Below are 13,350 nucleotides of genomic sequence, written 5' to 3'. Positions count from 1 at the left end.
CGGTCGAGCACGGTGGGCGACAACAGCTTCCGCGTAGACCGGTACCGATGAAAGCCCTGTTCTGACCCGACCGCCTCAAGACGCGTCTTCGAAGCATGTCGCTCGAAGCGGCTCGCGAGGGGTTCGCCGCCCCGGTCTTCGGCTCTAGGGCGCTTGCGCCGCCTCCCAAAGGTGGGCGACGTCGCTGCACCTCGAACCGATGGCGCTCACAGCGCCAGCCGCGCCCCGACCAGGAGGAGCGTGCCGGCCAGGACCGGGCGCAGCACGGCGTCGGGGACGCGCGACGCGAGTTGGCTGCCGATGGCGATGCCGGGGAGGGAGCCGATCAGGAGCGAGCCGAGCAGCATCCCGTCGACCGAGCCGACGTACCAGTGTCCGAGGCCGGCCAGCAGCGTCAGCGGCACCGCATGGGCGATGTCGGAGCCCACGATGCGGACCGTGGGCATGCGCGGGTACAGCACCAGCAGGACCGTGACCCCGATGGCGCCCGCGCCGACGGAGGTCAGCGACACCATCACGCCGAGGCACAAGCCCAGCAGCACGGTCAGGGTCGACGTTTGGCGGTCCGTCAGGCGTTCGCTCATCCGCGCCAGGCGGGCCTGGATCCATTTGCGCAGGAGAAGCGTCAGCGCGGTCAGGATCAGGGCAATGCCGAGGACGGTGTTGATCGCCGCGCCGGTCTTGGCGCTGCCCGTGTCGACGAACGAGAGGGCGACGAGCGTCGCGGCCGTGCCGGGCAGGCTGCCCGCCGCCAGGCGCCCAACGATGCGCCAGTCGACGGTCTTGTTCAGCCCATGCACCACCGTGCCGCCGCTCTTGGTCAACCCGGCGTAGAGCAGGTCGGTGCCGACGGCGGTCGACGGGTGGAACCCGAACAGCAGCACCAGCAGCGGGGTCATCAGCGAACCGCCCCCGACGCCCGTGAAGCCCACCAGCATGCCGACGCCGAAGCCGGACGCCGAATAGAACCAGTTGATGGAATGCAGCCAAGTCATGCACGGCCCCGTGTTGCACCGGCGTGGCATCGGGCCGGGGCGCGCGGGCGCCCCAGCCTGTCCCCTCAATGCCGGCCCGTCCGCCGAGTTCCCGATCTGGATCTCGACCAAGTCTATCGCTCTCGTAGACAATCCCGCCCGCGGCCGCAAGGGACGGGGATGCGGCCGCAAGGACCGGATGGCGGCGCGAGGCCGGGGTGGGTAGACCCGGGGTCGACGAGGCGCTGTCGGGCGAGCCGGGAGGTGGGCGATGCGGGCTGGAAACGACGTCTCGATGGGCGGGGCGGAATGGGGGCTGCTGGTGGCTCTGGCGCTGCTCTGGGCCGGATCGTTCTTCTTCTACAAGCTGCTGGTGGCGGTGCTGCCGCCGTTCACCATCGTCTTCGCCCGGGTCGCCATCGCGGCTGCGGTTCTGAACCTCGTCGTCGTGCTGCGCGGCGCGCGCCTGCCGGTCGGGGCCGGGCTCTGGGCGCGCTTCGCCGTCCTCGGCCTCCTCAACAATGCCGTGCCGTTCTCCCTCATCGTGTTCGGCGAAACGCGGCTGTCGAGCGGGGTGGCCTCCATCCTCATCGCCACCACGCCGATGTTCACCATCCTGGCGGCGCGGGTCGTCTCGCGCGACGAGACGCTCGGGGCCGGCAAGCTCGCGGGCCTCGCGCTCGGCATCTGCGGCGTCGGCGCGCTCGTCGGCCCCGCCGCTCTGGAGGGGCTCGGGCGCGGCGACGCCTGGGCCCATTGGGCGGTGCTCGCCGCCGCGCTGTCCTACGGCTGCGCCGGCGTGTTCGGCCGCCGCTTTCGCGCCCTGCCGCCGCTGACGGTGGCCTGCGCGCAGCTGTCGTCGAGCGCCGTCCTGATGCTGCCCATCATGATCCTGGCGGACCGGCCCTGGACCCTGCGGATGCCGGGGGCGGGCAGCTGGGCGGCGTTGCTCGGCCTGTCGCTGTTCAGCACGGCGCTGGCCTACATCCTGTTCTTCCGCATCCTCGCACGGGCCGGCGCCACCGCCGTGTCGCTGGTGACGCTCCTGGTTCCGGTCGGGGCCGTGCTGCTGGGCACGGTGTTCCTGGAGGAGCGGGTCGGCGCGTCGGGCTGGGCCGGCATGGCGCTGGTCGGCCTCGGGCTGCTCGTCCTGGACGGGCGCGCCTTCCGCGGCCTCGCAGGGCGGATCGGCTGACCGGCGACGGCGAACCATCCCGGCCGTACGGCATTGGCGGTGGGAGGTCCGTCCCCGCGCGGCCGGGCGGGCTCGCCTGGCCGCGCCCCCCTCCGACCGGAAGACCGCGCCATGCCCATCTCGGAAGCCCGCGTCGCGACGCCCCACGCCAGCCGTTACCTCCAGCAGCTGTGCAAGCACTGGTCCCATAAGTTCACGGTGGATTTCACCGCCGAGCGCGGCATGATCGACTTCGGCGACGGGCGCGCCTGCGCGCTGTCCGCCGGCGACGACGCGCTGACGCTGCGCGCCACCGTCCCGGACGGCGGCGACGCGGCGCGGTTCGAGGGCGTCATCGCCGACCACGTCGCCCGATTCGCGTTTCGCGAGGAGCTGACCTTCGCGTGGCGGCGCCTCGGCGACGACGGCGGCTCGCCGTCGGGTGGACCGGCCTGAGGGCCGGAGGCGGGCGTGACGCACGGGAGCGATGCCATGACGAAGCCGACGGTGCTGGTCTTCGACGTGAACGAAACGCTGCTCGACATCGCGGCCTTGGAGCCGCTGTTCCTGCGGCTGTTCGGCGACGGCGCCGTCCTGCGCGAATGGTTCGCCCAGCTCGTCGTCTACGCGCAGGCGGCGACGCTGGCCGGCCGTTACGCGCCCTTCGGTGCGCTCGGCGCCGGAGTGCTGCGCATGGTCGGCGAAACGCACGGCGTGCCCGTAGCCGAGGCCGACGTCGCCGAACTGAAGGACCGCACGCTCGGCATGCCCGCCCATCCGGACGTGCTGCCCGCGCTGGAACGCCTACGTGGCGCCGGGTTCCGCCTGGTCACGCTCACGAATTCCGCGCCCGACCCCGACGCGAGCCCGCTCGAGCGCACCGGCATCGCCCGCCTCGTCGAGCGCCAGTTCAGCGTCGACCCCGTGCGCCGGTTCAAGCCCGCGCCGGAGGTCTACCTCCAGGTGTCGGAGGCCTTGGCGCTGCCGTCCGACGCGTTCTGCCTGGTGGCGGCCCACGCCTGGGACACGCTGGGCGCCCAGGGCCTCGGGTGGTCCGGCGCGCTGGTCGCCCGCCCCGGCAACGCGGCGCTGTGCGTGCCGGGCCTGCCCCTCCCGGACGTGGCGGCGCCCGACCTGTCCGCCCTCGCGGACGCGATGATCCGGCTGTGGCGCTGACGGCTCAGCTCCGGCGGCGGCCGGTCAATTCGATCTCGATCTTCATCCTCGGGTCGAGGAGGCCGGCGACCATCATGGTGGCGGCCGGCCGCACCTCGCCGAATCGCGCCCGCAGCGCCGGCCAGCAGCGCGCGAAGTCGGCGGGGTCCGGCAGGATGTAGCGGACCCGCACGGCGTCGCCGAACGTGAAGCCGGCCTCGGCCAAGGCCGATTCGATGTTGTGGAGCGCCCGCTCGCACTGCGAAGCGGCGTCGGCGGCGATGATGCCGGCGGCATAGTCGAACCCCGTGGTGCCCGACACGAACACCCAGTCCCCGTCCACGACGGCGCGGCTGTAGCCGATGTCCGCCTCGAACCCCGATCCCGACCCGATCAGCCGCCGTCCCGCCATGGCCTGTCCTTCCCCGGATCCCCGCTCTCGACCCGTCCACATCGTCAACGGATCCTGAAAGCAACGTTTCGCTCACACTACCCTTTGCCGCGCGTTTAACCTTGCCAAATTGCGGTCATTCCGTGTTCATATTCCAGAAATGGCTCGCGTCCACTGTCACTAACAACAGAAGGACGGATCATCATGTCTCTCGACATCGCCACCTCGACCAGCAACGCCGCCCTGGCCCCCGTCTCGGCGCCTGACATCCTGTCGGCGGTCGCCGGCCGGCCGGACGTGTCGCGCCAGGACGTGGCTTCGCTTCACCGCCACCTCTTCGCCGAGGGGTCGATCGACCGGGCCGAGGCGGAAGCGCTGTTCGACCTGGAACGCGCGGCGCTGAGCCGCTGCGATGCTTGGACGAACTTCTTCATCCAGGCCGTGACCGACCACGTCGTGTGGGGCGCCCGCCCGACGGGCCGGCTCGACGACGCCCAGGCCGACTGGCTCATCGCCCAGGTCGACACGGCCCGCACGCCCGCCGCCTTCGCACTTCTCGTCAACGTGCTCGACGAAGCGCAGACGGTGCCGTCCTGGTTCGCCGGCGCCGTGCGGGCGCGGGCGGTGGCGGGCTGGCCGGGCCTGTCCCGCGGCGAAGACGCTTTCTCGCGCCCGCTGCGCCTGGCGGCGTGATCAGCGCCCGGCGACGAGCCACACGACGATGAAGGCCGCGATGACCAGCACGAGGCCACCGATCAGGACGTAGCGCACCCCGAGGCCGCTCTTGCCGGCGCTGGCTTCCGTCTTGTCGAGGCGGGTCGGACGTTCGCTCATCGGTTTCGCTCCCCAGTCGCATCGGCAACGGCAGCCGCGTCCGCAAGTTCCGCGGCGTCGGACGTCGGGCCGAACACGCGCTCGAACTCACCCCTCAGGACCATGTCGAACTCCGCCAGGCCGATCGGGAGGCCGAGGTCGACGAGGCTCGTCACCCCGTAGTGCGGCTGCGCGATGCCGCAGGGCACGATGCCGCCGAAATGGCCGAGATCCGGCTCCACGTTTACCGAGATGCCGTGGAAGCTCACCCAACGCTTGAGGCGGATGCCGATCGCCGCCACCTTGTCCTCGGCGGGCGAGCCGTCGGCCCCGGGCGGCCTGTCGGGGCGCGCGACCCACACGCCGACGCGGTCTTCCCGCCGCTCGCCGCGCACGTTCACGCGGGCCAGCGCCCCGATCACCCAGCTTTCGAGCGCCGCCACGAAGGCCCGCACGTCCGGCCGGCGCCGGGCGAGGTCCAGCATCACGTAGGCGACCCGCTGCCCGGGACCGTGGTAGGTGTATTGTCCGCCGCGCCCCGTCCTGTGGACCGGGAAGCGAGCGTCCCGCAGGTCGCCGTCGCGCGCCGACGTGCCGGCGGTGTAGAGCGGCGGATGCTCGACCAGCCAGACCAGCTCGCGAGACTCGCCGGCGATGATCCGTCCGACGCGGGCTTCCATGGCGTCCACCGCGTCCTCGTGGGACACCAGCCCCTCCGCCACGCGCCATTCCACCGCCGGCGCGCCGTCGCCGGCTCGGAAGTCGACGGGTGCGGCGCCCCTCGGGCTGGGCACGTCGCGGGCGGGTTGTTGCGGCATGGGTGGGGCTTCCAGGCGTCGGCCGCCACCCTACCGGGCCGCCGCCGCGACGGAAACGCCGCAGAAGGCGCTTGCCAGCCCCCATCCGGTTTGTTAGTGGACAGGCCTCGCCGACGACGGGTTCGACCCGCAGCGACAACGGTCGCGGCCATGGCGGAATTGGTAGACGCGCTAGCTTGAGGTGCTAGTTGGGAAACCAGTGGAGGTTCGAGTCCTCTTGGCCGCACCAGTTCCTCCGGGGAGCTCGCGTTTGTAGTCAGCGGCTTAGGCTGCATTTTGAGAGCAGGCGAACGCCTCGTGGTCGCACGAGGTGGTAACACGCATGGCCTTGAAGCTCTACGACGACCGCTCCTTGACGGTCTCCGTGCGGCATGTCGAAGCGAAGCCTAACGGCTCGTTCCAGTACCGCCGCCGTATCCCGGTGTGCCTCCATGGCCACTATCCGGGGAAAGCGTTTTACGTGCGCAGCCTGGGCCGCGATGCCCACGAGCTGGCGCGCAAGGCCGCCGACCTCACGGCCGAACTCGATGGACTCTGGGCACGCCTGCGGGCCGACAGCGGCGCCGTGGAAGACATTCCGGCTGAAGGCCAAGCGACAGGCCAGGACGCGGCAGGTGGTCCCCAGACAGCGCTCCAGGTGCTCGTGGGCTACCTCGGGGCTCGTAAGGCGACGGAGGCGTCCAGGAACGCCGACGCATTCGGACACATCGCTGCAGGGCCAGCCCCGTTCGCCGTCACCGTGCCGCTGGCTGTCATCACGCTCGGGGATGCCCTGGCCCTCTACCTGTCGCATCACCCCAAGGGCGAGATGAAGAAGTTCCGGGCCGATGCCGAGCGCGTCGTCAACGGCGTGGTCGCGATGGCGGGGGACTTGCCGCTCTCGTTCTATACCCGGCAGCAGGCCCAGGCCTACCGTGACGACCTCCTCACCCGGAACAGCACGGGGACCGTGAGGCGGCGGCTGGACACCCTCGTCGCCGTCTTCAACAAGGCTGTCGCGGAGGAAGGGCTCACCCTCGGGAACGCGTTCGAGAACCTGAGCATCCCGCAGGAAGGCCAGGACGCGAAGAAGCGGGAGGGCTACACCACTGCTGAGCTGTCGGTCATCGCCGGGGCGTGCCGCAGGCTGGACGACGACATTCGCCACATCATCGGGCTCCAACTCGATACGGGTGCCAGGGCGGGCGAAATCATTGGTCTCCGCGTTCAGGACGTGGTCCTCGACCATGCCGTCCCGCACGTCCGCATCCGGCCCTTCGGCACCGTCCGAACCCTCAAAACCGACGCGAGCCGGCGCGACATCCCGCTCGTGGGGGTGGCCCTGTGGAGCGCAGGACGGGCGGTGGCGGCCGCAAAAGCTCGGGGCAACGGCGGTTGGCTGTTTTCCCGCTACGCCTCCGACCGGGAGGTGAAGGCGACCCATGCTTCCAACACCCTGAACAAATGGCTGTCGGGGCTGGAGGGCGTCGCCAACGGCAAGACGACCCACTGCATGCGGCACGCGATGCGCGACCGCCTCCGAGCCGCCCAGGTCCCACACGACATCCAGGAAGCCATCGGCGGCTGGGGCGCGCGGACGGTCGGCCAGGGCTACGGGCAGGGCTATCCGCTGGAGGTCTTGCACGCCCATATGACGAGGATGGTCCTTCGGGACTGAACCTTCACGACAGCCTCGAAGCAGCAGGCATCCGTTCGGTTTCGGAGGTGCCTTAGGCGCCTCGTCTCCATCCTAACCACCCACACCGATAGGAAAATCCCGCCTTGGTGCAAACGGCTTCCCGCCTCTTTTCGACGGCAAATACTCCACCATCGAACGCATTCGAGCCACAATCAGAGTTGGACCACTCACCTGCCGAAGCGCCGCATATCGTCAAGCCGATCTATGCGCGACTGGCCGACTCCCCCATCAGCGACATGGGTCGCGCCCTGGTGGACACCGTCCTGGTGCTGGTGAACGCTCACGAGAAGGACGTAGGGAAGCGCAAGTACCAGCGTCGCGACGAGCAGGCGGCCAAGTTCAAGAAGGTGGTCGCAGCCTTCCTGGCCGACCTCCTGAGGTCCGCAGGACAGCCCGAAACGGGGCGGTGGGTCTACCGGTCTCTCCGGGCCGACAGCTACCCAGCCCATGCCGGGGTGTCCCGTATGGACTTCCAGTTCGTCCGAGAAGCGTTCCGCGCCCTGAAGCTGGTGGAGATGAAGGAAGGTGGCATCTTCGGCCTACAAGGCTACCACAGCGACGACACCGACGATGAGGTCGTGACCGATGGGAACGGAAGTGCCGAGGGCAAACGCGCGGCTTCCCATTTCCGGGGGACGGACAAGCTACCGGTGCTCGCACGGGAACACGGGGTCGAGGCGGCCGAGGTCGGCTTGCACTTCGTCCAAGACTTGCCGTTCCATCCTGTCGTCCTCCACACGGAGAAGACGAAGGTCGGCAAGCGAGAGGTGCGGGGCAAGCCCGTTATCGTGACAACCAAGTCGCCCCTCGCCCATCTCCGCCCTGCCATCGACGCCATGAACGGGGACTTACGGGAGCTGAATAGCTTCCTCGACGGCTTTAAGCTCGAAGGTGGACAGTTCAGAGGCTTTCGCCGCATCTACAACTTGGCTGACAAGCCCGGCTTCAATCTCGACAAGGGCGCGCGTCTCTATGCCAACGGTGACCCGTCCTACCAGGGTATGTCGAAGGAGAAGCGTCAGGCCATGAGGATAGACGGCGAGGACGTTGTCGAGATGGACGTGAAGGCGTCCTACCTGACCATCTTGCATGGAACACAAAACCTGCCCTTCGACGCTGCCACGAAAGACCCGTATGAACTTGAGAGCCTACTGGCTCGACGTGACAAGGACGGAAAAGACCTCCGTCGGTGGGTCGTGAAGAACTGGGTTGTCGCCACCTTGGGAGCCAAGAGACATCATCGTGAGTGGCCAGACGAGACCACCAAGGAGTATGAGGCGAAGGGCGGCGACAACCTGGAAGCAGACTACCCCATCAAGGTCGTTCGCAAGGCCATGGTCGAAAGATTTCCTCTCCTGGGAGATTGGGGAAAAAAGAAGCTCGGGATGGGTTGGGCGACCCTGATGTTCATCGAGAGCGAAGCCATGTTGGCGACCATGATGGATTTAATGAGGAAACATGCAGCGCCAAGTTTCAGCATCCATGACAGCCTCGCTGTGAGGGCTAGAGATGCCCAGGCAGCAAAAGAGCTGCTTCAGGCTCACTATGCCCTTAGGTGTGGCCTGACTCCCATTGTGGAGTAGACGCTGTGGGGAAAAAATTGAGCCATTGATACCTTAGGTGACCTTAGGGGAGGGACTATAGGGGTGGTCATGGTGGTTGATGATGGAGTGACCCTGTGTGTCCTATAGTACTTGGGAACAGATTTGGAGGGACGTACCGAGGGGTCTCCCGTCCCTGGTGACCTTGGTCGAACGGAGGGCATCCCCAACCGATGCTCCTCCGGGCCTCTCTGGGCCGCCTAGGGTACAGAGGCGACAATCTGGCACCCGAAGGTTTCAGATGCCCGCCCACGGTCATCCTAGGCCTTCTCAGGCCATCCGGTGGAGAAGACAAACGCCGACCCTCCCCGTCTCCTCCGTTCATGGCAGGCGGCGTCATGGCTCGCTCAGACTCGCGTCACCGGGACCACCACGGGCATGTTCCACGACCCGTCCTCCTCGACCGGCCGAACACGCAGGGACACGGAGACCACGTCCTCGCCCCCAGATGCCTTGCCATACCGCTCCAGGTGCGGGTCACCTTCAAGGGCGTAGTCGGGCCGCCGCTGAAACCATCCGTCCAGGACCGCCCGGTAGCCGTTCGCAATCTCACGCCTTCCCACGTCCACCACGGCCCACAGGCCCGCCGGACTCACCAGGACCTCGAAGCCGTCCTCTGCCATCTCCTCCGGCAGGTCCAGGCCATCCCCGACCACCACAGCGCAGTCGTGACGGATGCGCCCGGGCGGGGTTACGCGGGGGTCGTCGTAGGCGAAGCCGATGCGAGGGCGGTCGCGGAGGTCCGGCGGCAGGCGTGGGACGAAGTCGGCCCACTGTGCGCCCGTGAGTTCGCGAGGCCCAAGGTAGCGGCGCGCGAAGCACCTCAGCGCCGGCACGGTCTCCAGCCGCACGCCGTCGCCCGACACGGGGCTGATGACCGCCTGGGCCTGGGCTCGCCAACGGACCGGAGCGACGCCGTGGTGCTGTGTGAAAGCCCTGTTGAACGTCGCCTGCTTCGCATACCCGAAGTCACGGGCCACCACCTTGATGGGGTCGGTGCTGTACCGGATGCGGCTCGCCGCGTGCATCATGATGAGGCTACGGCCGTAGTCCTGCGGCGTCCAGCCTACCTGGGCGGCGAACAACCGCACGAAGTGAAACACCGATAATCCGACCCGCTCCGCAACCTCGGCGGATGTCGGAAGCGGTGTCTGCTCGTTCTCCAGGATACGCATGGCATGGCGGATGCGACGGTCGATGGCCTGATGAGGCGAGTGCGCCGATGTAGCCTCGTCCACCGCGTGCTCCCGACGATATGCCTGCCGTCGCACGACGATGTGCGGAGAACGCTGCGAAAAGCAATCCATGGGAAACCGCGGCCGTCGCGGCCCGTCGTTAGCAGGTGGTATTGAGTGCAACGATGAAGCGCGTCGATGGCAGGCGGCCTCGCCCAGGTGTCCTCGGGCTGTAGGAGGTGCTGCCGACGCGGCGTCGGATGGAGAAGCACTCGATGGTCGATTTCCTGGTCACGTCCGCCGCGACGGAGACGAACGGCACCGCGACAACCGCTGCCACCACGACGACGGGCAACTACAACGACACGACTCAGGGAACATCGGTCGGCGGCATCCAGCAAGGCACGCTCCGCGAGGCCATCAACTTCGCTAACGCCAACCCAGGGCAGACGGTCAACATCACCTTCGCCTCGGGCGTCACCTCCGTCGTCCTCGGCAAGGAACTCCCGGTCCTCACCGGCAATGCGGCCATCGACGGCGGCGGCACGGTCTCCATCAGCGGGAACAACCAGTTCCGGCCGTTCATCGTGGGCGACGCGGGGACCACCACGCCCACCGGAGGCGGGCAATACAGCCTCACGCTTCATAACGTCACCGTGACGGGCGGGACAGCGCAAGGTGGCGCGGGTGTCGATGGAGGCGGGGGTGGCGCGGGGCTCGGTGGAGCCGTTCTGGTCACATCGAATGGAGCGCTGACCCTCGATGGGACCACGCTTACGACGAACAGCGCGACTGGAGGGGCTGGTGCAGGTGTGACAAACAACGAGTCCGGCGGAGGTGGTGGACTTGGGGGAGCAGGGGGAAATCGAGGCGATGCTTCAGACGGTAACGGAGGAGGCGGGTTAGCTTCTGGAACCAATGGATCATATTATAGTAGTGATGGGGGCGGGACAGGTGGTGGTTCTGGTGAGAAAACGGTTGATGAAAACGCAATTGCAACTGCAGGAACATTCAATGGTGGAGGGGGTGGAGCTTACACTGACGTGTATGGTGCTGAGCCAGGTCTTGAGGCGGTCGGAGGTGCGGGAGGATTTGGAGGCGGAGGTGGAGGTGCCCTTGAAAGATCTGGTTCATCGCAGGCTATCGCTGGTGAAGGAGGGTTTGGAGGAGGTGGAGGTGCGGCGCAGGGCAACGCTTCGACACCGGCCATTGGAGGAAATGGCGGCTTTGGAGGGGGTGGTGGGGGGTATCTGAGTTCCACCGGAGGAAGCGCTGTCGGACTCGGCGGTTTCGCCGCAGGCTCCGGTCAGGAGGCGGTGCCTGTAGGTGATACCTACGGGGAAGGCTCGGGCGGTGGCGGCGCAGGCCTAGGCGGCGCGGTCTTCGTCCAGACCGGCGGGACCCTCAGCATCACGGGCGACACGACGGAAAGCGGGAGCACCGTATCCGCTGGCAACGCGGGCCAGACCTACGCGGGGCAGGCCTACGGGAGCGCCTTCTTCGTCCAGGGCACGTATGGAACGACCACGACCGTCACCTACGGAGCCGGGACGCAATCCATCGCCGACGACATCGCGGACTACATCGGCTCAGGCGGGACAAACCCGGCCGTTAACGGTGCAGCCGCAGGCGCCAACACGGCCGACCAGGGCGGCGCACTCGCCCTCGCCAAGACCGGCACCGGCACCCTCACGCTCTCCGGCGACAACAGCTACACGGGAGGCACGACCATCTCGGCGGGCACCCTGGAACTCAATGCCGTCAACGCGGCTGGGCGGGTGAGTGGGACTTCGACCACGCCGGGGACCGTGACCTTCTCGGGCACCTCGGCCACGCTCCAGTTGGACGCGAGCGCCTTCCCGACTGGCACCACGACCTACAGCGGCGGCGTGCTGGCCTTCTCGTCCGGGGACACCATCGACCTCCGCAACCTCACCTACTCGGGTACGGCGACGGCTACCTATGGCGGGACTTCGCTACAGGTCACCAGTGGCGCGAACTCGGACACGCTGTCGGATTTTACCTTCGCCCAGAACTTCACCGCCACGTCTTTGAGCTTCGCCTCGGACGGCATGGGTGGCACGCTGGTGTCCATTCCTTCGCCCACGACATCCTCCCCGGGCGGCGGAGGCTCCACGGTCTCCACCACGCCCACGCCCGGCCCCGACAGCCTCACAGGCTCCTCGGGCAGCGACACCATCGTGGCCCTCGCGGGCGACGACACAATCAACGGCTTCGGCGGCAACGACCTCATTCTGGGCAACCAGGGCAACGACCTCATCACCGTGGGCGACGGGATGAACACGGTCGCGGGCGGCATGGACAACGACCGCATCACTGCCGGCAACGGCAACAACCTGCTCTACGGGGATGAGGGCGCCGATACGGTCCAGGCCGGGAATGGCAGCAACACCATCCTGGGCGGCACGGGGAACAGCGCCATCGACGCGAACGACGGGGCCGACCTCATCACCGTGGGCTCGGGCAACAACCTCATCCTCGGGAACGGAGGCGCCGACACGGTCAACCTGGGCGGCGGGAGCGACACGGCCTTTGGAGGGATGGGTAACGACCTCATCACCGCGAGAGGGACCGGCAACGACCTCCTCTACGGCGGCGAGGGCGCGGACACCATCCAGGCCGGGAATGGCAGCAACACCCTCATCGGCGGCACGGGGAACAGCACCATCGACAGCGTGGACGGGGCCGACCTCATCACCTCGGGGACCGGCAATGACCTCATCCTCGGCAACGGCGGCAACGACACGGTAGGGGCTGGGGGCGGCAACGACACCGTGCTGGGCGGCTACGGGGACGACATCCTCCTGGGCAACCAAGGCAACGACATCGTCCTCGGGAACCAGGGCAACGACGTCATCTACGGTGGCTTCGGCGACGACACCCTCTACGGCGGTCAAGGAGACGACACTCTCATCGGCGGCCAGGGCAACGACTTCATGTTCGGCAACGAGGGCGCCAACCGCTTCGTCTTCAATCCAGGCGACACGGACTTCATGAGCAACCTGGGCACGGGCGATACCGTGGGCGACTTCAAGAGCGGGACGGACAGCCTCCAGTTCACGGCGGGACCGGCCGGCACGGCGGGAAACTTCGGCACCGCCTCGACTACCAGCACCGACTTCACAGCCATCCAGGCCCTTGCCCAGAACCTCCTCAACGGCGGCGACACCTATGCCTTCGTGGGCAGCGGGACGGACGGCTTTCTGTTCACGACGGCCGGCAACGGTGGGGGCACGGGCATCGAGGACGTGGTGCGGCTCACGGGCGTCAAGTCGATGCAGGCGAGCGACATCAGGAGTGCGTGAGGTCCTAGGGTGACGTGGGCGTGCCGTCGAAAGGCGGCGCGTCTCCATGCTCCCTCGAAAGGAGCTATGCATCCGGAGTTCGTCCGTTAGGGCATACCTTTGAGGACAGTCGGGATGGACCTGAAAAGGCGTCCGTATAGGTTGACTTTGCCCAACGGACAGCACTTTATGCGGACACCATCCCAGCGGACAAACGGAAGCCGACGTGACCACCATCCTCTACGCTCGCGTCTCGACGGCCGAAC

At 67.7% G+C, this 13,350-nt stretch carries 13 protein-coding genes and 1 tRNA gene; 9 read left to right on the top strand and 5 right to left on the bottom strand.

Translation table 11 applies throughout. The features are described 5' to 3' along the window. Positions 1 to 206 precede the first annotated feature (206 nt). The gene (locus D3273_RS23550; RefSeq protein WP_129229353.1) at positions 207 to 995 is read right to left on the bottom strand and encodes a sulfite exporter TauE/SafE family protein; all 789 of its coding nucleotides are present in this window, start codon (positions 993 to 995) and stop codon (positions 207 to 209) included. A gap of 250 nt (positions 996 to 1,245) precedes the next feature. Between D3273_RS23550 and D3273_RS23545 the strand changes: the two genes are divergently transcribed. The 3 genes from D3273_RS23545 (at position 1,246) to D3273_RS23535 (ending at position 3,324) form a co-directional block, all read left to right on the top strand. Beyond that, entirely contained in the window at positions 1,246 to 2,169 is a 924-nt protein-coding gene (locus tag D3273_RS23545) for a DMT family transporter (RefSeq protein ID WP_245501351.1), read from the top strand. A gap of 111 nt (positions 2,170 to 2,280) precedes the next feature. Next, entirely contained in the window at positions 2,281 to 2,604 is a 324-nt protein-coding gene (locus tag D3273_RS23540; protein ID WP_129229352.1) for a DUF2218 domain-containing protein, read from the top strand. Between the two features lie 36 nt (positions 2,605 to 2,640). Further along, a complete protein-coding gene (locus D3273_RS23535; RefSeq protein ID WP_129229350.1) occupies positions 2,641 to 3,324 on the top strand; it encodes a haloacid dehalogenase type II in 684 nt (227 codons plus the stop codon). A 4-nt stretch (positions 3,325 to 3,328) separates the two neighbouring features. On the opposite strand, the gene D3273_RS23530 is transcribed toward D3273_RS23535, so the two are convergent. Beyond that, the gene (locus tag D3273_RS23530) at positions 3,329 to 3,715 is read right to left on the bottom strand and encodes a RidA family protein (RefSeq protein WP_129229348.1); all 387 of its coding nucleotides are present in this window, start codon (positions 3,713 to 3,715) and stop codon (positions 3,329 to 3,331) included. 183 nt (positions 3,716 to 3,898) lie between these two features. Between D3273_RS23530 and D3273_RS23525 the strand changes: the two genes are divergently transcribed. Then, complete coding sequence (locus D3273_RS23525; protein WP_129229347.1) at positions 3,899 to 4,387, top strand: hypothetical protein; 489 nt, start codon at positions 3,899 to 3,901, stop codon at positions 4,385 to 4,387. Here D3273_RS23525 and D3273_RS28445 read toward each other — a convergent pair whose 3' ends face one another. Both D3273_RS28445 and lipB read right to left on the bottom strand, forming a co-directional pair. Next, entirely contained in the window at positions 4,388 to 4,528 is a 141-nt protein-coding gene (locus D3273_RS28445) for a hypothetical protein (RefSeq protein ID WP_165359642.1), read from the bottom strand. It lies immediately after the preceding gene. Then, positions 4,525 to 5,325: a lipoyl(octanoyl) transferase LipB gene (gene lipB / locus D3273_RS23520; protein WP_129229345.1), complete on the bottom strand. Its 801-nt coding sequence runs from the start codon at positions 5,323 to 5,325 to the stop codon at positions 4,525 to 4,527. The genes D3273_RS28445 and lipB overlap by 4 nt, the downstream gene beginning before the upstream one ends. Positions 5,326 to 5,469: 144 nt before the next feature. Here lipB and D3273_RS23515 point away from each other — a divergent pair. The 3 genes from D3273_RS23515 (at position 5,470) to D3273_RS23505 (ending at position 8,586) form a co-directional block, all read left to right on the top strand. After that, a tRNA-Leu gene (locus tag D3273_RS23515) sits at positions 5,470 to 5,554 on the top strand. Positions 5,555 to 5,647: 93 nt separating this feature from the next. Then, positions 5,648 to 6,982 (top strand): DUF6538 domain-containing protein, encoded by a 1,335-nt coding sequence (locus tag D3273_RS23510; RefSeq protein WP_129229343.1) that lies wholly within the window; start codon positions 5,648 to 5,650, stop codon positions 6,980 to 6,982. A gap of 272 nt (positions 6,983 to 7,254) precedes the next feature. Then, on the top strand, positions 7,255 to 8,586 hold the full coding sequence (locus D3273_RS23505; RefSeq protein ID WP_129229342.1) for a hypothetical protein: 1,332 nt from the start codon (positions 7,255 to 7,257) through the stop codon (positions 8,584 to 8,586). Between the two features lie 365 nt (positions 8,587 to 8,951). On the opposite strand, the gene D3273_RS23500 is transcribed toward D3273_RS23505, so the two are convergent. Beyond that, complete coding sequence (locus D3273_RS23500; RefSeq protein WP_165359641.1) at positions 8,952 to 9,842, bottom strand: AraC family transcriptional regulator; 891 nt, start codon at positions 9,840 to 9,842, stop codon at positions 8,952 to 8,954. A gap of 891 nt (positions 9,843 to 10,733) precedes the next feature. Here D3273_RS23500 and D3273_RS28440 point away from each other — a divergent pair. Next, complete coding sequence (locus D3273_RS28440) at positions 10,734 to 11,033, top strand: hypothetical protein (protein ID WP_165359640.1); 300 nt, start codon at positions 10,734 to 10,736, stop codon at positions 11,031 to 11,033. Between the two features lie 62 nt (positions 11,034 to 11,095). Continuing rightward, on the top strand, positions 11,096 to 13,105 hold the full coding sequence (locus D3273_RS23495; RefSeq protein WP_165359639.1) for an autotransporter-associated beta strand repeat-containing protein: 2,010 nt from the start codon (positions 11,096 to 11,098) through the stop codon (positions 13,103 to 13,105). Positions 13,106 to 13,350: the final 245 nt, after the last annotated feature.

The sequence above is a fragment of the Lichenibacterium minor genome, from assembly GCF_004137685.1.
In the GTDB taxonomy this organism is placed as follows: domain Bacteria; phylum Pseudomonadota; class Alphaproteobacteria; order Rhizobiales; family Beijerinckiaceae; genus Lichenihabitans; species Lichenihabitans minor.
This window is presented reverse-complemented; position numbering and strand designations above follow the sequence as displayed.

Excerpts from the sequence above, each read along its gene's own strand:
- D3273_RS23540 (WP_129229352.1), top strand. The coding sequence starts at position 2,281 with ATGCCCATCTCGGAAGCCCGCGTCGCGACGCCCCACGCCAGCCGTTAC.
- D3273_RS23525 (WP_129229347.1), top strand. The coding sequence starts at position 3,899 with ATGTCTCTCGACATCGCCACCTCGACCAGCAACGCCGCCCTGGCCCCC.
- D3273_RS23510 (WP_129229343.1), top strand. The coding sequence starts at position 5,648 with ATGGCCTTGAAGCTCTACGACGACCGCTCCTTGACGGTCTCCGTGCGG.
- D3273_RS23550 (WP_129229353.1), bottom strand. The coding sequence starts at position 995 with ATGACTTGGCTGCATTCCATCAACTGGTTCTATTCGGCGTCCGGCTTC.
- D3273_RS23545 (WP_245501351.1), top strand. The coding sequence starts at position 1,246 with ATGCGGGCTGGAAACGACGTCTCGATGGGCGGGGCGGAATGGGGGCTG.
- D3273_RS23535 (WP_129229350.1), top strand. The coding sequence starts at position 2,641 with ATGACGAAGCCGACGGTGCTGGTCTTCGACGTGAACGAAACGCTGCTC.
- D3273_RS28445 (WP_165359642.1), bottom strand. The coding sequence starts at position 4,528 with ATGAGCGAACGTCCGACCCGCCTCGACAAGACGGAAGCCAGCGCCGGC.
- lipB (WP_129229345.1), bottom strand. The coding sequence starts at position 5,325 with ATGCCGCAACAACCCGCCCGCGACGTGCCCAGCCCGAGGGGCGCCGCA.
- D3273_RS23530 (WP_129229348.1), bottom strand. The coding sequence starts at position 3,715 with ATGGCGGGACGGCGGCTGATCGGGTCGGGATCGGGGTTCGAGGCGGAC.